Source organism: Streptomyces sp. NPDC021225 (genome assembly GCF_044332865.1).
Taxonomy (GTDB): Bacteria; Actinomycetota; Actinomycetes; order Streptomycetales; family Streptomycetaceae; genus Streptomyces.
In genome coordinates this window covers 206,516-224,977 of record NZ_JBIRPV010000006.1, presented here as the reverse complement: position 1 = coordinate 224,977, position 18,462 = coordinate 206,516, and the positions used below count along the sequence as shown (strand labels likewise).

The following is an 18,462-nucleotide window of genomic DNA, read 5'->3' as shown; positions in this document are numbered from 1 at the left end:
ACGGGGACGCGCGGCGGATGCCCGCCGGGTTGATCGCGCTCGGGCTCGGCAGCTTCGGGATCGGTCTGACCGAGTTCGTGATCGCGGGCCTGCTGCCCCAGGTGAGCCGCGACCTGGAGGTGTCCGAGGCCGCGGCCGGGTGGCTCATCTCGGGATACGCCCTGAGCGTCGCGATCGGCGCCATCCTGCTGACCGCCGCCACCACCCGCCTCCACCGCAAGGCCGTACTCGTCGGGTTGGTGGCGCTGTTCGTCCTCGGCAACCTGCTGTCCGCCGTCGCGCCCAGCTACGCCGTGGCGATGCTCGGCCGCGTCGTCGCCGCCCTGTGTCACGGCTCCTTCTTCGGCATCGGCTCGCTCGTCGCCCGCCGCATGGTCCCGCCGGAGCGGGCCTCGCGCGCGGTCGCCGTGATGTTCGCCGGGCTGACGGTCGCCAATGTGCTGGGGGTGCCGTTCGGCGCCCTGGTCGGCGAACGCTGGGGCTGGCGCGCCACGTTCTGGGCGATCACCGGGATCGGCGTGCTGGCCGTGGCCGCCATCGCGGTGTGGGTCCCGGCCTGGGCCGGCGCCGTGGACCAGGCCCACCGGGCGGGCGGCCTGCGCCCCCAGCTACGCGCCTTCCGTTCCTGGCAGGTCTGGCTGACCCTCGGCGCCACCGCGCTCGGCTACGGCGGCATGTTCGGGGCGTTCAGCTATATCGCGTACACCTTCACCGAGGTCACCGGCTTCTCCGACACCGATGTCGCCTGGCTGCTCGTCGTCTACGGCAGCGGCCTGGTGATCGGCAACATCGTCGGGGGCCGGGCCGCCGACCGTGACCGCGACCGCACGCTGATCGTGTCCCTGGCGGGACTCGCCGCCACGCTCGCGGCGTTCGGGCTGCTGGCCGAAGGCCGGGTCGCAGCGGTGGTCCTGGTCTTCCTGATGGGCGTCTTCGGGTTCGCCGCCGTCCCCGGCATGATCACCCGCGTCACGGACGCCGCCGGCGGCGCGCCGCTCGCCGCCAGTGCCAACGTCTCGGCCTCCAACGTCGGCAACGCCCTGGGCGCCTGGCTCGGCGGCCTCGCGATCAGCGCCGGCCTGGGGTACACCGCGCCGCTGTACGTGGGCGCCGCGGTCGTGGCGCTCGGTCTCGCCGTCATGGTGGTCACCGCCCGCACCGCCCCTGCCGCCTCGCCTCCGGTCGCCGGGCCCGCTCCGGCGGCCGGTCATGCCCAACTGGACCAGGCACGCCGGCACAGCTGAGCGGTACGGGCGGGCGGTGGCTCAGGGCGCGGCGTGGGAGATCATCACGTGCTTGACCCGCGTGTAGTCATCGAATCCGTAGCGGCTGAGGTCACGCCCGGCGCCGGACTGCTTGTAGCCGCCGTGGGGCAGCTCGGCCACGATCACCTGGTGGCAGTTGAGCCAGACGCAGCCGAAGTCCAGTTCCGCCCCGATCCGGGTCGCGCGGCCCAGGTCGGTGGTCCAGACGCTGGACGCCAGTCCGTAGTCGACGCCGTTGGCCAGCGCCAGGGCCTCCTCCTCGGTGTCGAAGGGCTGGACGGTGACGACCGGGCCGAAAGTCTCCCGCTGGACCACGGCGTCATCCTGCCGTACGCCGGAGACCACGGTCGGGGCGAAGAAGTGGCCGGGGCGGTCGAGCCGGGTGCCGCCGGTCTCCACCACGGCGTGGGCGGGCAGCCCGGCGACGACCGACGCCACCCGTTCGGCCTGGTCCGCGTTGTTCAGCGGGCCGTAGAACGCCTCCTCCGACGGCGGCCCGGTGCGGGTGTCGCGGGCCGCCGCGACGAGGGCCGCGAGGAGCGCGTCATGGGCCTCGCGCTGGACGAGCACCCGGGTGACAGCCGTACAGTCCTGGCCCGCGTTGAAGAACGCGGCGTCGGCCAGGGCACGGGCGGTGCGCACCGGGTCGACGTCGGCGAAGACGATCGCGGGGGCCTTGCCGCCGAGTTCCAGGTGGACGTTCTTCAGATCGGCCGCGGCGGCGCTCATGACCTCGGCTCCGGCCCGGGTGCTGCCCGTGATGGCCACCATGTCGACATCCGGGTGTGAGACCAGGGCCCGGCCGGTGTCCCGGTCGCCGCAGACGATGTTGACGACGCCGGGCGGGAAGACGCGGGCGGCCAGCTCGCCGAGGAGCACGGTGGACCACGGTGTGGTGTCGGAGGGTTTCAGGACGACCGTGTTCCCGGCCGCCAGGGCCGGGCCGAGCTTCCACACCGCCATCATCAGCGGGTAGTTCCACGGGGTCACCTGGCCGATGACACCGACCGGCTCCCGCCGGAGGTAGGAGGTGTGCCCCTCGGCGTACTCCCCCGCGGCCAGCCCTTCCAGGACCCGGGCGGCCCCGGCGAAGAAGCGCAGCTGGTCCACGCACCGGTCGACCTCCGCCGCGCGGGTGGTCTCCCGTGGTTTGCCGGTGCTCCGCACCTCCGCGTCCAGCAGGCGGTCGGCGTTCTCGGCGAACAGGTCGGCCAGGCGCAGCAGGGCGGCCTGGCGCTCGGCCGGAGTGGTGCGGCGCCAGGTGGTGAAGGCGCGGCGGGCGGCGGCGACCGCGGTGTCGACGTCGGCGGCGGTCGACCGGGGCGCGGTGCCGTAGACCTCGCAGGTCGCGGGGTCGGTGAGGGTCATGCGCCCGGTCACGGCGACGGTTTCGCCGTCGACGATGTTGTGCAGGGTCAGATCAGCCATCCTGGTGCTCCTTGCCGGGGCGGGCGACGGTTTCGCCGGGGGCCAGCCGGCCCTCGGTCCTGAGCTCGATCAGGGCGGCGGTGCCGCTGGCGAGCGCGCGGTCGAGGGCGGGGGCGAACTCCTCGGTGGCGGCGACGGTTTCGCCATGGGCGCCGAAGGCGCGGGCGTACGCCGCGAAGTCGGGGTTGACCAGCCCGGTGCCGCTGACCCGGCCGGGGTAGTGCTGCTCCTGGTGCTGCCGGATGGTGCCGTACGTGCCGTTGGCGACGACGAGCACGAGCGGGGCGGCGCCTTCCGCCACCGCCGTGGCGAGTTCCTGGCCGTTCATCAGGAAGCAGCCGTCGCCGGCGACGGAGACCACCTGGCGGCCGGGGTGGGCGATGGCCGCCGCCACCGCGGCGGGGATGCCGTATCCCATGGAGCCGTTGCGCGGGGCGAGCTGGCGGGCGCCGTCGCGGTAGGTGAGGAAGCGCTGGGCCCACAGGGCGTGGTTTCCGGCGCCGAAGGTGACGATGGTGTCGTGCGGCAGGCGGAAGTCCAGCTCGGCGAAGACGGCGCCGAGATCCAGCCGGTCGTCGTCGTGGACCGGTGCGCGGTGGGCGAGATGCGCGGCACGGTCCTCCTTGGTCCGCGCGGCCCACGCCACGGGCGCGGCGGGGCGCAGGTTCCGTACGGCCAGCCCGAAGGCCTGCGGCGCGGCGAGCAGGGTGAGGTCGGGGGCGCGGAGCAGCCCGGGGGCCCCGGCCTCGGGGAGGGCGAGCACGACGCGCGGTTCCGTCCCGTCGGCGGTCAGCAGGGTGAAGCCGTCCGTGGTGACGTCACCGGGGGCGGCGCCGACGCAGATCAGCAGGTCGGCGTCGCGGAGCCGGGTGGCCAGCGCGTCGGATCTGCCGTAGCCGAGGGCTCCGGCGTAGACCTCGCTGTCGTTGTCGAGGAGGTCCTGGCAGCGGAAGTCGACCGCGACCGGCAGCGACCACGCTTCGGCCCAGTCCCGGAGGTCCGCCCGGGCCCCGGGGGTCCAGCGGCTGCCGCCGAGCACCAGGAGCGGGCGCTCGGCTGCGTCCAACAGCTCGGCGAGCGCGTCCAGTTGGGAGGTCGAGACGGCGCCTTCGGGCTCGGGCACCGGGGCCGCGTCGGACACCCGTACCGTATCGGTCAGCATGTCCTCGGGCAGTCCGAGGACGACCGGGCCGGGCCGTCCGCCGGTGGCGGTAGCGAAGGCGCGGGCGATGTACTCGGGGATCCGGGCGGCGTCGTCGATGGTCTCGACGCGCTTGGCGCAGGCGCCGAAGGTGGCGCGCAGATCGAGCTCCTGGAAGGAGCGGCGGTCGGTGTGGCCGCGCGGCACCAGCCCGACGAAGAGCACGAGCGGGGTGGCGTCCTGCTCGGCGGTGTGCAGGGCGACCAGGGCGTTGGTGGCGCCGGGGCCACGGGTGGTGAAGCACACCCCGGGGCGGCCGGTGAGCTTCCCGTGCGCCTCGGCCATATAGGCCGCGCCGCCCTCGTGGCGGCAGACGACCATCCGGACGGACGCGTCGTGGAGAGCGTCGAGCGCGGCGAGATAGCTCTCGCCGGGGACGCCGTACACGGTGTCCACACCGTGCCGGATGAGCTGGTCGATCAGGACCTGCCCGCCGGTGCGGGCGGGGTACTGCGGTGTCATGCGGTGGCCTTCACGGTTGCGGGGTGTTCCGGTGAGGAGGAGCCGAGGCGGCGCTGGAGCGGCGGTCCGGCGAGGTAGGAGCCGGTCGCCGTGCAGGCCGCGATGAGGATCAGGAGCAGCGCCACGCCCCAGGAGGCGCCGTCGGCGAGGCCGGTCAGCCATGCGGCGACCAGGGGCACCAGGCCACCCAGCACACCGGCGAGGTTGTACGACATGGCGACCGCGCTGTAGCGCACGGTGTCGGGGAACATCCCGGTGACGACGGCGCCGATGGCCGCGTACGGGATGGAGATGGCGGCCACGCCGAGGGAGACACCGAGCAGCACGGACTCGGTCTGCCGGGTGTCGATGAGCCAGAAGGCGGGGAAGGCCGCCAGCACGGAGACGACGCCGCCGACGGCGCACACCTTCCAGGCGCCCACCCGGTCGGCGAGCCGCCCGGCGATCACGATGACGGCGATCTCGGCGACGGCCGCGAGCAGGGTGGCGTTGATCATCACGGACTTGCCGATGCCGAGTCGCTCGGTGCCGTAGGAGATGACGTATGTGGTCAGCAGGAAGAAGCCGCCGATGCCGAGGAAGGCCGCGGCCACTCCGATGAGCATGCGCCCCCAGGTCGTGCGGAACGCCTCGATCAGCGGGGCGGACGGCGGCCCGTCGCGCTCGGCGTCGGCGTGCATGGCGCGGAAGACCGGGGACTCCTCGATGCGCAGCCGCAGATAGAGGGCGAAGCCGAGCAGGGCGAAGGCGGCGAGGAAGGGGATGCGCCAGCCCCACGAGTAGAAGGCGTCGTCGGGCAACATCCCCACCAGGGCGAAGGCGCCGCTGGAGAGCAACGTGCCGACGGGCGAGCCGAGTTGGGGGACGGAGGAGTAGCTGCCGTGCTTCTCCTTCGGGGTGTGTTCCAGGGTGAGCAGCATGGCGCCGCTCCACTCGCCGCCGACCGAGATGCCCTGGAGAAAGCGGAGGGTGGCGAGCAGGGCGGGTGCCCAGACACCGATCGCGTCATAGTCCGGGAGCAGTCCGATGCAGCCGGTGGAGGCGCCCATCAGGACGACGGTGATGATGAGCGCCGCCTTGCGTCCGTAGCGGTCGCCGATGTGTCCGAAGATGGCGGCGCCGATCGGCCGGGCGAGGAATCCGACGGCGAAGGTGACGAACGAGGCGATGGTGGCGGTCGTCGGGTCGAGGGAGGGGAAGAAGAGCTTGTTGAAGACGAGGGCGGCGGCGGTGCCGTAGAGGAAGTAGTCGTACCACTCCAGGGCGGTGCCGATGAACGCGGCGGACAACAGCCGCTTGATGTCTCTGGCGCTCGGGCCGGGTGGTTGCGTCGTCGTGGTGCTCACGGGGTCTCCATGGGGACGGAGGGGCCGCGCCGCGCGGGCAGGCTGCGGCCCGGGCGGGGGCTGGGGATGAGGATGATGCGGAGCGCCGTCGGTCAGGCCAGGTGGTGGAGCTGGGCGAGCGGCAGTTCGACAGCGGGGTCGGTGATGGTGGGCACACCGTCCACGAGGACGGGCGCGGGCTCACGGGGCACCTCCACCCGCGGGGTCGCGGTGTTGTGGAGCATGTCGGCGCGGGTCAGCCCGCGGGCGCCGCGCACCGCCGCGTAGCGCAGCCCGCCGGGGAGGGCGGCGCGGGCCCGGGTGTCATCGAGCGCCGCCTGGGCGACGAAGATCCGCGACAGCCGGGACGGTGCGTCGCCGAGGCCGCCGAAGTACGGGCCGTAGGCGCGGGGCTGGGTCAGCCGCGTCGACCCCGAGCCGGAGCCGCTGTTGCCCCAGGCCACGAAGCCGCCCTTGAGGACGAGTTCGGGCTTGGTGCCGAACCAGGCCGGATGCCACAGCACGAGGTCGGCGAGGCGTCCGGGCCGGAGGGTGCCGACCTCGTGGGCGAGGCCGTGGGCAATGGCCGGGTTGAGGGTGATTTTGGCGAGATAGCGCAGCACCCGCTCGTTGGCGGGCCGCTCCACTCCGCCCTCGCCCGCGCGCAGCGCCTGGACATGGGCGAGCTGCCAGGTGCGCCGTACGGTCTCGGCGATGCGGCCCATGCCCATCGAGTCGGAGTTGACGATGCTGATGGCGCCGAGGTCGTGCAGCGCGTTCTCGGCGGCGATGGCGTGGCCGCGGATGCGGCCGCGGGAGATCTCGACGTCGGTGTCGACGTGATGGTTCTGCCGGTGCACGGTCATCGTCATCGGGAACAGCTCGCCGACGGTGTTCGCCGTGTACGGGATGGTGGGGGTGGTCGAGGAGGGCAGGATGTTCGGCTCGGAGAGGATCTCCAGCAGATCGGGGTGTCCGCCGCCGCCCTCGACGTGGTACGCGTGCACGGTACGGCCGCGCGTCGCGCTCACGGTGTCGCGCAGATAGCCGGATTCGTTCATCGAGTCGGTGTGCAGCGCGACGGGCAGGTCGGCGTGTTCGGCCGTGGTCAGGCAGGTATCGATGATGCGCGGGGTGGCGCCGAAGTCCTCATGGATCTTGAAGCCGCCGGCCCCGGCGAGCACCGACTCGTCCAGCAGGGCGCGGGAACTGGAGGAACCGCGGCCGAGGAAGGCGACGTTGAGCGGGGTGCCGCGCCAGGAGCTCATGAGGGTGTGCAGATTGTGGGCCGGGTTGCAGCCGATATCCCAGACCCCGCCGAGCCCCATGCCCACGACCGTGGTGACGCCGGAGGCGAGCGCGGCGGGGGCCACCTGTGGGGAGGACAGATGCACATGGCTGTCCACGATGCCGGGGGTGGCGATCAGCCCCTCCCCCGTGACCACCGCGGTGTGCGAGTCGATGGCGAAGTCCACGGGCCTCAGATCGGGGTTGCCGACCCCGCCGACCGCGACGATCCGCCCGTCCTTGACCCCGATGTCGGTCTTGCGGACACCGAGGACGGGGTCGAGCAGCACCACGCTGGAGACCACCAGGTCCAGGGCCGAGTCCCGGTCGGAGCGCGGGGAGGCCAGCAGTCCGTCGCGGACGGTCTTGCCGCAGCCGCCGAGCAGTTCGTCGCCGGGGGTGCCGTCGTCGGTCTCCACCTCGATCCACAGACAGGTGTCGCCCAGGCGGACACGGTCACCGGTGGTGGGGCCGTAGAGGGCGTTGTAGGTGCGCCGGTCGAGCCGTGTCACGCCGACTCCTCCTGTTCGTCCGCGTCGTGGTGGGCGGCCGCGCCGTCGTGGCGGGCGGCCACCAGGTCCACCTCGCGGGCGGTCCCCGGCTCGAAGGCCAGGGCCGTCCCCGCCGCGATGTCCAGCCGCATCCCGGCGGCGGCCGCGCGGTCCAGTCCGAGGGCGGGGTTGGCCTCGGCGAGCGGATAGTGCGAGGAGAGATAGACGGTGCGGTCGCCGTTGTTACGGATCGTCAGCCGCAGCCGGGGCCGCCCCGCGTTGATCACCACCGGCTCCCCGGCCGGGCGGACCGCGCCGGGAGCGTGGCCCTCGCCACCGCCCGCGATCGGGTTCTCCACCGCGACCAGGGCCGTTCCGCTCGGGAACAGCGCCTCGACCTGGACCGTACCCACGAGCGCGGGCACGCCCTCCAGCACGTCGTCCACGGTCAGCAACGACCGCCCGACCTCGATCACCTCGTCCAGGCTCGCCCCGTCCCAGGCCGCCTCCAGCATCTCGTCGCAGATGAGGGCGATGGCCTCCGGGGCGTTCAGCCGCCGGCCGCGCGCACGGCGGCGGCGGGCCATCTCGGCGACGGTGAAGAGCTGGACACGCTCCACTTCGCGAGGGGTCAGATGCACTGCGGTGACCTCCTGGACGGTAGACCCCGGCGCGTGACGCCCGGGGTGGGTCACATCAGAATCCCGGGACGATGGAATCCAGCCAAGGTTGAAATGCATCCGATACGCCGCCCAGAATCGTGCACATGCACAATGCGGCCGTCGCCTTCCCTCCCCCCGACCCACGCATCGCCGAGCTCGCCCGGGAGTGCCTGGCCGACCTCGACGGGCTGATCGATCTGTGGATCGACGTGGTGGGCCCCATCCGCAGGACCTACGCCGACCGCGTGCCGGACGCCGACTTCCGGGACTCCGCGCGACACGCCCTGGAGATGCTGCTGCGCACCGTCGCCCAGTTGCCCGTGCCCGACCACATGGCCAAGGTGTCCGAGCGGGTCGGGACGCGGCGCGCACGGCAGGGGGTCCCGCTGGAGGCCCTGCTGGACGCGGCCCGGCTGGACTTCCGGGTGGTGTGGACGGCCCTGGTGCGGCGGGCCGAGAACCGGAACATGACGCACCTGGTGGCCTCCGCGTACTACGTCTGGGAGGCCGTCGAGCGCCATGTCACCGGCATCATGACCGCCTACCAGCGCACCGTGCTGGAGATGGGGCGCCTCGCCGACGACGAACGTCAGATGTGGTTCGCCCGCCTGATGGACTGCGACGGCCGCAATCCGACCGTGGTGGGTGACACCGCGCTGGCCCTCGGCTTCCAGATCAGCGGGGAGTACCTGTGCGCCGCCACTGCCGCGCAACACGGCGCCGCGCTGCGCCAGGCCGCCACGGAGCTGCGCACCGCGGGGGTGCCGGTCCAGCAGCAGGCCCTCGATTCGGCCGTGGTCCTCACCGCCCAGCTCGGGCCGCGCACCACCGCCCGCACCGTGCTGGGACACCTGGGGGACACGCCCTGCGGGGTGTCATCCACCGCCGGCCGCCTGGCCGACGTACCGCGAGCGGTCCGGCTGGCCATCACCACGGCGCGCAGTCTGCCCGCGGACGCCCGCGGGCCGCGGTGGCTGCGGGAGAGCTGGCTGGACGTCCTGGTCCACCACACCTCGGAGCTCGCGCACGACCTCGTCGACGATGTGCTCGGCGGACTCGACCGGCCTGACGTCAGCGACGCCGAGAAGGAACGGCTGCTGCGCACCGTGCATGTCCATCTCACCGGGAACGGTGCGATAGCCGACACGGCCGCGGCCGTGTACTGCCACCGCAACACCGTTCAGCACCGCTTCAACCGCTTCTGCGAACTCACCGGTCGCGACGTACGCCGCCCCGAGGACGCCGCCCTCATCGCCCTGGCCCTGCGAGCCCGGGCACGGCGTGACGGGGTGGCGGACACCGGCTGAGCCCACGGCCATGACGGTGGGTCGAATCGGGCGGGGTTACGCTCCGCTGCGGCGGGATCGCGGGGCCTTCGGGGCGTCGGCGGTCGCCGCGGCGTGGACCGCGCCCCGGCCCTCGGCCCGGGCGACGATCCTGCCGTCCCGGACGCGCACCGCGGCCTCGGTCGCGTCGTCGGCATCCGTGAGGCCGAGCGCCGAGGCGGTCAGGGCGCGGTCGTCGAGAACCAGACGAAGGCCCGGCCACGCGTCGGGGGCGAACACGCGCCGCAGACAGCCGCCGAGGTCGCCGACCCGGAGCCGGACGAGCCGCCCGATCTCGGCCGGATCGCTCGTCACGACGGCCACGGTCACCTGCTCTCCGGGGGGTGCGCCGCGGACGGCCTCCTCGGCCGCGGCCAGCCGGCCGGTCCCCAGGACCGCGATCACGCCATCGGCGTCGAGGGCGACGCGGCGGCCGGTGATCTCGTCGGACACCTCGGCCGGCGGGATCCAGGCCTCGTCGCAGGGGTGCGCCGGGGGTACATAGGGCAGGTGCGGCGGGTCCCACACATCGGCGAGGTCGATCCCGGCCAGATGCTCACACGCGCGCGCCACGTCGAAGGGGTCGCCGAATCCCGGCGCCGTCTCCGCCAGGCCCGCCGAGCCGTTCAACAGCGTCAGCGCCAACTCGGCCAGCCGCACCCGCCGCACCCGCGCCGTGTCCCGGGGATGGTGTGTTTCGATCGCCAGCGCGAGCAGCAGGGCCTCCAGCCGGACGACCTGGGCCAGCCCGGCCCGGGCCCGGTCGTCGTCGAGCACGCCGGACAGCGAGCGCAGGCGCAGATGGCCGCCCGCCGACCCCTCGCCGACCAGCGGCAGCCGTTCGAGCCAGACCCGGGCGAACGCCCCCAGGGCATCGGCCACCGACGCCGGCGACTTCCGCGGGACCTCCTCGGTGGCGGCCGCGCCCGCCATGTCGACCAGCACCGCGAGATACAGGGCCCGCTTGCTCGGGAAGTTCGAGTACACCGCGCCACGGGTCAGTTCGGCTCGCTCGGCGATCCGGTCGACCTTCGCCTCGGCGTATCCGCGGTCGGCGAACTCCTCCCGCGCCGCGGCCAGCACCGCCGCACGCGTGTGTTCCTGCTGCTGCGCCCGAGTCAGGCGAACCATCACGACTCCCTTCCGTGCCCGCGCCAGGATATCCGGGGAATCCAGATGTTCTGAGTATCCCAACGCGGCGAAGTACCCCCGCCCCCCAACGCGGCGTACCGCGGACCGTCGGTGGGAAGGGTGGGGTGCGTCGACACCGACGACGGTCCGGCACGCATCCTGCCCCCTGCCCGGAAAGAGATGATCCGTGCGAAAGAACACCCGAAGACTGAGTCTGCTGACGGCGGCCGCACTCGCCGCGGTTGTGCCCGTGGTGATGCTGGTGTCCGGCGCCCAGGGGGCCGAGAGGAGCGAGGCGCGCACCGAACCGGCCGAGGCAGGCCCGGGCGCACCGCCCGCGGGCACCCACTGGGTTGGCACCTGGACCGCCATGCCCCAGCTGACCGAGCCGGGAAACATGCCGCCCGCGCCCTACACCCAGGACGGCACGGTCCTCGCCGACAGCACACTCCGGCAGACCGTGCATGTGTCGGTGGGCGGCAGCCATCTGCGGCTGCGCTTCTCCAATGCATTCGGCGGTGCGCCGCTGCCCATCACCAGGGTCTCCGTGGCCATGCCCGTGGACGGCCGGGCCGGTGTGAGCGCGATCAGACCGGGCACGTCCCGGCCGGTCACCTTCCACGGCCGGGCCTCGACGACCGTGCCGACCGGCGCGCACGTGGTCTCCGACCCCCTGGACTTCACGCTGCCGGCGGGCTCGAACCTCACCGTGACCGCCTATCTGGCCACGGGCCAGCAGTCGACCGACATCACGTCCCACCCCGGCTCGCGCACCACCTCGTACCTGCTGCGCGGCGACCATGTCGAGGCCACGGACCTGGCGGGAGCGACCCCGGTCGACCACTGGTACTTCCTGAACGCCGTCGAGGTGTGGTCGCCGGCGCGGACCCGGGCCACCGCCGTGCTGGGGGACTCGCTCACCGACGGGCGGGGCTCCACCACCAACCACAACGACCGGTGGACGGACCGGCTGATGACACGTCTGCGCACGGACCGCAGGACGGCCGACACCGCGGTGCTGAACCAGGCGGCCGGCGGAAACCGGGTGCTCCATGACGGGTTGGGCCCGGGCGGCCTCTCCCGCCTGGACCGTGATGTCCTGGTGCAGCCCGGTGTCACCTCTCTGGTCGTCTTCGAGGGCGTCAACGACATCGGGACCGCCCCTGCCACCCCCGACGCACAGCGGGACGTCGCGGACCAGCTCATCGCCGCCTACGACCAGATCGTCATGCGCGCCCACGCGCGGGGCATCCGCGTCTACGGGGCCACCATCACACCGTTCGGCGGCAACACCCCCTACGACGACGCGGCGGGCCACCGCGAAGCGACACGGCAGCGGGTCAATGACTGGATACGCACCAGCGGTCGCTTCGACGCGGTCGTGGACCTGGACAGGGCGGTGCGGGACACGGACGATCCACGGCGCCTCCGCCCGGACCTCGACGTGGGTGACCATCTGCACTTCAACCCCGAGGGCTACCGCGTGCTCGCCGAGGCCTTCCCCCTGCGTCTCTTCCTGAACCGGCCACTGCCACCCGGCTTCGGCTACAACTGACACGCACGTCGGCGATGGTGTCCCCGTCCGCACAACGAATGGTTGTGCTTACCCGTCGCGACGGTTGTTTGATCTCGCCATCCACTACTCGCTTTGATGCCGTTGGTCAGCGTGTGGCTGTTCGGATCGGCGAGAGGTGCGTCGGGTATGGCGGGTAAGCGGGGGCTGGGGAGACGGTTCGGCTGGCTCTGGGCCTCATACGCGGTCAGCTCGTACGGCACGGGGCTCGGGTTCGGCGCGTTCCCCCTGATCGCGATCCTCGTGCTGCACTCCGGGCCGACCGAGGTGGCGGCGCTGTCCGCCGCGGGGCGGGCCGTGGGAGCGGTGGTGGCGGTGCCGCTCGGCCCGTGGGTGGAGTTCCGCCGCAAGCGGCCGGTCATGGTGGCGATGGACCTGACCCGGTTCACGGCGCTGATGAGCGTCCCCCTCGCGTTCGCGCTCGGCCGGCTCAGCTTCACCCAACTCCTCGTCGTCTCCGTGGTCGTCGCCGCGGCCAACATCGCTTTCAACGCGGCCAGTGGCGCGTTTCTGAAGGCGCTGCTCCCGCCGGAGGACCTGCTCGTCGCGAACGCCCGGTTCGAGTCCACGATGTGGAGCGCGACCACGGTCGGACCACCGCTCGGCGGGGCCTCGATCGCGATATTCGGACCGGTGACGACCGTGGCGGCCGATGCGGTCAGCTATCTGCTCTCGGCGCTGGGCATCCGCGCCATCGGCGGGACGGAGCCGCGCCCCGCGCGGTCCGGCACACCACGGCTGCGAGCGGGCGATCTGTTCGAAGGATGGCGCCACATCCTCACCCACCCCACGCTGCGCCCGCTGCTCTTCAACACGGTCGTGGTCAACGGCCTGATCATGGTGACGGAGCCGCTGCTCGCCGTGCTCCTGCTGGAGGACCTCGGGTTCACACCGTGGCAGTACGGCCTCGTGTTCGCGGTGCCTTGCGTCGGCGGCCTGGTCGGCTCGCGCCTCGCGCGCCGGCTCGTGCCGCGGTTCGGGCGGCACAAGGTGATGTTCACCGCCGGTGCGCTGCGCGCCTGCTGGCCCATCGGCCTGGTGTTCGTCCAGCCCGGCGTCCCCGGGATGGGACTCATCATCGCCGTCCAGTTCGCCCTGGTGACCTGCTGCGCCGTGTACAACCCGGTGCTGGCCACCTACCGGCTCGACCACACCGCCCCCGACCGGGTCGCCCGCACCCTGTCCGCGTGGTCGGTGAGCAGCAGCCTCAGCATCGCGGCCCTGACCGCCGTGTGGGGTCTGCTGGCCGCCCTCACCAGCCCCCGCACCGCGATCGCGGTCGCCGGGATTCTCCTCCTGGCCACCCCGCTGCTGCTCCCGCGCCGCGAGAAGGCGCCCCTGACCGCGAAGGAGCAGGCCGCGAGCCTCACCTGAGGGGCGGTGACTCAGTCGTGCGGCGCCTGGCCGCTCACCCGATGGTCCGCGTGGCTGAGGGCTTCCAGGACGAGGCGACGCAGATGGCCGTCGCTGAGCCGGTAGTAGATGTGCCGGCCCTCGCGCCGCGTCTCGACGAGCCCCGCGAGCCGCAGCTTGGCCAGGTGCTGGCTGACAGCGGTCCGCGACGCCGCACACCGCTCGGCCAGCGAGCCGACGTCCGACTCGTCCTGCGCCAGCAGCCACAGGACATGCAGCCGGGTCGTGTCGGCCAGCATCGCGAACACCCCGGTCGCCTCGGCGAGGCGCGCACCGTCCGGCGGGCGCAGATGCGCATCAGGTGCAGTTGACATCGGTTCGCGATCCGTCATGCGGACAGCTTAGGGCTCGCCTTCGCGGCGATGTCGATGACCGGAAACCCACCTCCACATGTGCGCAGATGCGCATCTGTACGTATAGTGATCGGCCGCCCACCCCTCCGACCAAGGGACCGCCGCATGCTCTCCGTCCTGCGCGACCGCACCTATCGCCTTCTCTTCACGGCTCAGGTGATCGCTCTGGTCGGAACGGGTCTGGCCACCGTCGCGCTGGGCCTGCTGGCCTACGACATCGCGGGGGCGGACGCCGGTTCGGTGCTCGGCACCGCGCTGGGCATCAAGATGGCGGCGTACGTGCTGATCGCCCCGGTCGTCGGCGCCGTCGCCGACCGGCTGCCGCGCCGGGCGCTGCTGGTCGGCGCGGACCTGATCCGGGCCGGGGTGGCGCTGACGCTGCCCTTCGTCGATCACGTCTGGCAGGTATACATCCTGGTCTTCGCGCTCCAGTCCGCCTCGGCCGCCTTCACCCCCACCTTCCAGGCCGTCATCCCGGAGGTCCTGCCCGCCGAGCGCGACTACACCCACGCGCTCTCCCTCTCGCGGCTCGCCTACGACCTGGAAAGCCTGTTCAGCCCGGCGCTCGCGGCCGGGCTGCTCACGCTGATCAGCTACAACTGGCTGTTCACCGGCACCGTGCTCGGCTTTCTGGCCTCGGCGGCGCTGGTGGTCTCCGCCGTCCTGCCCAAGCCGGTCGCCGCACCCCGCACCGGCTCCGCCTACGCCAAGGCCACCGCGGGCACCCGGCTCTTCTTCGCCATTCCGCGGCTGCGCGCCCTGCTCGCCCTCAATCTCGCGGTCGCCGCCGCCGGCGCGACCGTCACCGTCAACACCGTGGTGTACGTGCGCGACCATCTCGGCCGCTCCGCCGCCGATGTGCCGCTCGCCCTCGGCGCGTACGGCACGGGCTCGATGGCCGTCGCCCTGCTGCTGCCCCGGCTCCTCGACAGGGTCACGGACCGGGCCGTGATGCTGCGCGGCGCCCTCCTGCTCACCGCCGTCCACGTCGCGCTCGGCGCCCTGACGGCGGCCTCCTCGGGAGGGTGGCGATGGCCGGCGCTGCTCGCCGCGTGGGCCGCGTTCGGCGCCGCGTGCTCGATGGTGCTCACGCCCGCCGGCCGCCTGGTCCGCCGCTCGGCACCGACCGAGGAGCGCACGTCGGTGTTCGCCGCGCAGTTCTCGCTCTCCCACTCCTTCTGGCTGCTCACCTACCCGCTCGCCGGATGGCTCGGCGCGACGGCCGGGCTCCAGTCGGCGGTGATCACGCTGGGCGCGATCGCCTTCGCCGCGGCGCTGCTGGCGGTGTGGCTGTGGCCGTCGCACGACCCGGACCACCGCTCCGGAACGGGCTCCGGCTTGCCGAGGTCGGCGCACCCGGAACCCACGCGAGCCCGGTGAGGCCGTTCACCGCCCTCAGGCAGTGACTCAAATCTTTCCGTACGATCCTACAAGTGCATTGGTGCACGCGTATGCACATAATGAAAGGAGGGTGCCCCGGCACCGTTCTCCCCGCGGCAACATTCCTGGAAGGTGAGCCACGCATGAAGGCCCACGAACACCCTCATCCCCCAGCCCCGGCAGATGCCCACCCGAAGGCGCACGCGTCGGCTCATGACCATGGGCACGACCACGGGCATGACCACGATCACGGGCACAGCCACGACCACGGGCACGACCACGATCACGACCATGGCCACAGCCACGACCACGGCGAGGGCCGCTGGTCCCGCTGGAAGCACCAGGTCACCCACGTCGTGAAGCCGCACTCGCACGAGGCGGCGGACAAGGTCGACTCCGCGATGGAGTCGTCCGCCGAGGGCATGCGCGCCCTCTGGCTCTCCCTGGCGATCCTGGGCGCCACCGCGATCTTCCAGACCGTGGTCGTCCTCATCTCCGGTTCGGTGGCGCTGCTGGGTGACACCATCCACAACTTCGCCGACGCGATGACCGCGCTTCCGCTCGGCGTGGCCTTCGTCCTGGGACGGCGTGCGGCGAACCGCAAGTTCACCTACGGCTACGGGCGCGCCGAGGACCTGGCCGGAATTGCCATCGTCCTCACCATCGCCGCCTCGGCGGCCCTGGCCGCCTACGAGGCCATAGACCGGCTGATGAACCCGCGCGACGTCTCCCACCTGGGCATCGTCTCGGTCGCGGCGGTCATCGGCTTCATCGGCAACGAATGGGTGGCCCGCTACCGGATCAGGGTCGGACGGAAGATCGGCTCGGCCGCCCTGGTCGCCGACGGACTGCACGCCCGCACCGACGGCTTCACCTCGCTCGCCGTGCTGCTGGGCGCCGGCGGCGCCGCGCTCGGCTGGCAGCTCGCCGACCCGATCGTCGGCCTGCTCATCACGGCCGCGATCCTGCTCGTCCTCAAGGACGCGGCACGCGAGGTCTTCCGCCGCCTCATGGACTCCGTCGACCCCGCCCTCGTCGACAAAGGCGAGGCCGCGGTGCGCGAGGTTCCCGGGGTGCGCGGCGTGAGTGAGCTGAGGATGCGCTGGATCGGGCACAAGCTGCGCGCCGAGGCCACGGTCGAGGTGGACGGAGGTCTGAGCGTACGGGAGTCGCACGGCGTGGCGGTCGACGTCGAGCATGCGCTGATCCACGCGGTGCCCCGGCTCACCGCCGCCCTGGTGCACACCGACCCGGCTCTCGGACCGGACGTGGACGACCCCCATCTGGCGCTCGCCCACCACATGACATGACATCAGGCCCCGGCTGACACGGCCGGGGCCGCCACATCGGGCATTCGTCCAGCCCCATTGGCGTCAGGGTCCTGGATCCATTCGGCATGCCCTTTTCCGGGAATTCAGCTGCCGCCCGCCCATTCCGGCTTCGACGAGCAGGTGACATGACGGCAATGGGTTGTTTACAAAATATCATCGACAACCTATCGACAGCGCCGTCATCGCCTCCTACCTTCGTCAACCAAGCGCCACCTCCCCGATTCCGGCCATCTTCGGCCGCGCCGACTCCCCGAACGCTGGGAAGTCTCAGTTGTCCCGATCGGATCAGTGAGACCCATGAACAAACCGCGCTTGGCCCTTGTACTGACAGCAACGACCCTGACGCTCACGTCCTGCGGAATGGGCGGCCAGACCTCCAGCGGCAGTGACGCCAAAGGCGCTCGGTCCATCGTGGTCGACGAACCGTTCGCGCCGGCCGCCAACTGGGCCCTGGAGACCGACGACTCCTTCGTCCTCAGCAAGGCGGGCTGCCTGGAGACCCTGGTGAAGTACCAGACGGGCGGCGGGATCAAGCCGATGCTCGCCGCCTCGTGGAAGCAGACCCGCCCGACCACCTGGGACTTCACCCTCCGCTCGGGAGTGACGTTCCAGGACGGCTCCCCTCTCGACGCCAAGGCGGTGGCCGGAGCCCTGAAACACGCGCTCGCCGCGAAGACTCCGGCCCCCGGCTTCTCGCCCGACACGATCGCCGGCGTCACGGCGGTGGACGGCTCGACCGTGCGGATCACCACCCCCGCCCCCGACGCCCTGCTGCCCTTCCGGCTCGCCGCCCCCAACACCGGAATACTCGCCCCGAAGGCGTACACCGGATCGTCGACCGATCCCGAAGGAACGTGCACCGGCCCGTTCCGTATCACCAAGGAAATCCCCCAACAGGCAATCCAGCTCAAGCGCAATCCGAAGTACTGGAACGGCCCGGTGAAACTGGCCTCCGCCGAGGTACGGTTCATCGCGGACGGCGCCAAACGGGCCACCCAGATCCAGACCGGGGAAGCCCAGATATCCAGAAAGCTCCCCGTCCCGAGCGTCCAGGACCTCAAGGGGAACTCCTCCGTCGAGGTGCTGACCGAACAGCTTCCCCGAACCACGGAACTCGTCCTCAACAACAAGAAAGCCCCCTTCGACAATGAGAAGGTGCGGCAGGCGTTCCAGGCGGCGATCGACACCAAGGCGATCACCGACGCCGTCTACCAGGGGGCGGGGCGGCAGGCCGTCGGCCCGTTCGGCCCCGGAGAACCCTGGACACCCGACGGGGCCGCCCCGGTGAAGGCCGACCCGGCCAAGGCCAGGGCCCTGCTCTCCGAGGCCGGGGTGAAGCCCGAGTCGATCAAAGTGTCCCTGATCGCCTACAACGAGGGATCGGGCTTCTCCGATCTCGCCGCCATCATCCAGCAGGAGCTCAAGGCCATCGGCGTGAAGGCGAGCATCCGCACCGCCGACTACGCCTCCGTGGAACCCGACCTGCTCTCCGGCGACTTCCAGGCCGCCCTGCTCTCCCGCAACCACCTCGGCGACATGCCCGACCCGCTGGGCTACCTGACCGCGGACTACACCTGCAAGGGCAGCTACAACCTCTCGCACTACTGCGACCCGAAGACCGACGCCCTCATCAAGAAGGCCGCTTCCGCGAAGGACCCCGAAGCCCGCTACGCCGACTACGCCAAGGTCGCCGCGGAGCTCCAGTCCCGCGCCGTGGACGTCTTCCTCGTCCACGAGACCGAGTCCGTCGCCGTCGCCTCCGGCCTCAAGGGCTTCGCCGTCCACCCGTACTACACCCTCACCGCGAACCTCTCCCTCGGCACCAAGTGACGCCG

The 18,462-nt window shown here is 72.0% G+C and carries 14 protein-coding genes; 7 read left to right on the top strand and 7 right to left on the bottom strand.

Annotated elements, in window-relative coordinates; translation table 11 throughout:
- The first annotated feature begins 17 nt into the window (after window positions 1-17).
- Complete coding sequence (locus ACH4S9_RS26990; protein WP_311722348.1) at window positions 18-1,244, top strand: MFS transporter; 1,227 nt, start codon at window positions 18-20, stop codon at window positions 1,242-1,244.
- Between the two features lie 21 nt (window positions 1,245-1,265).
- On the opposite strand, the gene ACH4S9_RS26985 is transcribed toward ACH4S9_RS26990, so the two are convergent.
- The 5 genes from ACH4S9_RS26985 to ureA all read right to left on the bottom strand — a co-directional run bounded on the left by ACH4S9_RS26985 (window position 1,266) and on the right by ureA (window position 8,100).
- A complete protein-coding gene (locus ACH4S9_RS26985) occupies window positions 1,266-2,693 on the bottom strand; it encodes an aminobutyraldehyde dehydrogenase (protein ID WP_398374128.1) in 1,428 nt (475 codons plus the stop codon).
- Window positions 2,686-4,356: a thiamine pyrophosphate-dependent enzyme gene (locus ACH4S9_RS26980; protein ID WP_311722033.1), complete on the bottom strand. Its 1,671-nt coding sequence runs from the start codon at window positions 4,354-4,356 to the stop codon at window positions 2,686-2,688. The genes ACH4S9_RS26985 and ACH4S9_RS26980 overlap by 8 nt, the downstream gene beginning before the upstream one ends.
- Window positions 4,353-5,702 carry an MFS transporter gene (locus tag ACH4S9_RS26975; RefSeq protein WP_311722032.1) on the bottom strand — a complete coding sequence of 450 codons (1,350 nt, stop codon included), beginning with the start codon at window positions 5,700-5,702 and terminating at the stop codon, window positions 4,353-4,355. The genes ACH4S9_RS26980 and ACH4S9_RS26975 overlap by 4 nt, the downstream gene beginning before the upstream one ends.
- A gap of 92 nt (window positions 5,703-5,794) precedes the next feature.
- Window positions 5,795-7,480, bottom strand: coding sequence for an urease subunit alpha (locus ACH4S9_RS26970; RefSeq protein ID WP_385340115.1), 1,686 nt, complete (start codon window positions 7,478-7,480; stop codon window positions 5,795-5,797).
- Window positions 7,477-8,100: an urease subunit gamma gene (gene ureA, locus ACH4S9_RS26965; protein WP_311722030.1), complete on the bottom strand. Its 624-nt coding sequence runs from the start codon at window positions 8,098-8,100 to the stop codon at window positions 7,477-7,479. The genes ACH4S9_RS26970 and ureA overlap by 4 nt, the downstream gene beginning before the upstream one ends.
- A 125-nt stretch (window positions 8,101-8,225) precedes the next feature.
- Between ureA and ACH4S9_RS26960 the strand changes: the two genes are divergently transcribed.
- Window positions 8,226-9,428 (top strand): helix-turn-helix domain-containing protein, encoded by a 1,203-nt coding sequence (locus ACH4S9_RS26960; protein WP_311722029.1) that lies wholly within the window; start codon window positions 8,226-8,228, stop codon window positions 9,426-9,428.
- 36 nt (window positions 9,429-9,464) lie between these two features.
- Here ACH4S9_RS26960 and ACH4S9_RS26955 read toward each other — a convergent pair whose 3' ends face one another.
- Window positions 9,465-10,577: a helix-turn-helix domain-containing protein gene (locus ACH4S9_RS26955; RefSeq protein ID WP_311722028.1), complete on the bottom strand. Its 1,113-nt coding sequence runs from the start codon at window positions 10,575-10,577 to the stop codon at window positions 9,465-9,467.
- Window positions 10,578-10,833: 256 nt separating this feature from the next.
- Here ACH4S9_RS26955 and ACH4S9_RS26950 point away from each other — a divergent pair, with 256 nt between their 5' ends.
- Both ACH4S9_RS26950 and ACH4S9_RS26945 read left to right on the top strand, forming a co-directional pair.
- Complete coding sequence (locus ACH4S9_RS26950) at window positions 10,834-12,132, top strand: SGNH/GDSL hydrolase family protein (RefSeq protein ID WP_398374437.1); 1,299 nt, start codon at window positions 10,834-10,836, stop codon at window positions 12,130-12,132.
- Window positions 12,133-12,279: 147 nt separating this feature from the next.
- Window positions 12,280-13,524, top strand: coding sequence for an MFS transporter (locus tag ACH4S9_RS26945; RefSeq protein WP_311722026.1), 1,245 nt, complete (start codon window positions 12,280-12,282; stop codon window positions 13,522-13,524).
- A gap of 11 nt (window positions 13,525-13,535) precedes the next feature.
- On the opposite strand, the gene ACH4S9_RS26940 is transcribed toward ACH4S9_RS26945, so the two are convergent.
- Window positions 13,536-13,877 (bottom strand): ArsR/SmtB family transcription factor, encoded by a 342-nt coding sequence (locus tag ACH4S9_RS26940; protein WP_385340124.1) that lies wholly within the window; start codon window positions 13,875-13,877, stop codon window positions 13,536-13,538.
- A 144-nt stretch (window positions 13,878-14,021) separates the two neighbouring features.
- Between ACH4S9_RS26940 and ACH4S9_RS26935 the strand changes: the two genes are divergently transcribed.
- From ACH4S9_RS26935 to ACH4S9_RS26925, 3 genes are all read left to right on the top strand, one after another.
- Window positions 14,022-15,296 carry an MFS transporter gene (locus ACH4S9_RS26935; RefSeq protein WP_398374127.1) on the top strand — a complete coding sequence of 425 codons (1,275 nt, stop codon included), beginning with the start codon at window positions 14,022-14,024 and terminating at the stop codon, window positions 15,294-15,296.
- 143 nt (window positions 15,297-15,439) lie between these two features.
- Window positions 15,440-16,606 carry a cation diffusion facilitator family transporter gene (locus ACH4S9_RS26930; protein ID WP_358845095.1) on the top strand — a complete coding sequence of 389 codons (1,167 nt, stop codon included), beginning with the start codon at window positions 15,440-15,442 and terminating at the stop codon, window positions 16,604-16,606.
- A 432-nt stretch (window positions 16,607-17,038) separates the two neighbouring features.
- The gene (locus ACH4S9_RS26925) at window positions 17,039-18,457 is read left to right on the top strand and encodes an ABC transporter substrate-binding protein (RefSeq protein WP_311722021.1); all 1,419 of its coding nucleotides are present in this window, start codon (window positions 17,039-17,041) and stop codon (window positions 18,455-18,457) included.
- The last annotated feature ends 5 nt before the right edge of the window (window positions 18,458-18,462 follow it).

Coding starts and splice junctions, on each gene's coding strand:
- ACH4S9_RS26990 (WP_311722348.1), top strand. CDS start 18: ATGCCCGCCGGGTTGATCGCGCTCGGGCTCGGCAGCTTCGGGATCGGT.
- ACH4S9_RS26985 (WP_398374128.1), bottom strand. CDS start 2,693: ATGGCTGATCTGACCCTGCACAACATCGTCGACGGCGAAACCGTCGCC.
- ACH4S9_RS26980 (WP_311722033.1), bottom strand. CDS start 4,356: ATGACACCGCAGTACCCCGCCCGCACCGGCGGGCAGGTCCTGATCGAC.
- ACH4S9_RS26960 (WP_311722029.1), top strand. CDS start 8,226: ATGCACAATGCGGCCGTCGCCTTCCCTCCCCCCGACCCACGCATCGCC.
- ACH4S9_RS26955 (WP_311722028.1), bottom strand. CDS start 10,577: ATGGTTCGCCTGACTCGGGCGCAGCAGCAGGAACACACGCGTGCGGCG.
- ACH4S9_RS26950 (WP_398374437.1), top strand. CDS start 10,834: ATGCTGGTGTCCGGCGCCCAGGGGGCCGAGAGGAGCGAGGCGCGCACC.
- ACH4S9_RS26945 (WP_311722026.1), top strand. CDS start 12,280: ATGGCGGGTAAGCGGGGGCTGGGGAGACGGTTCGGCTGGCTCTGGGCC.
- ACH4S9_RS26940 (WP_385340124.1), bottom strand. CDS start 13,877: ATGTCAACTGCACCTGATGCGCATCTGCGCCCGCCGGACGGTGCGCGC.
- ACH4S9_RS26935 (WP_398374127.1), top strand. CDS start 14,022: ATGCTCTCCGTCCTGCGCGACCGCACCTATCGCCTTCTCTTCACGGCT.
- ACH4S9_RS26930 (WP_358845095.1), top strand. CDS start 15,440: ATGAAGGCCCACGAACACCCTCATCCCCCAGCCCCGGCAGATGCCCAC.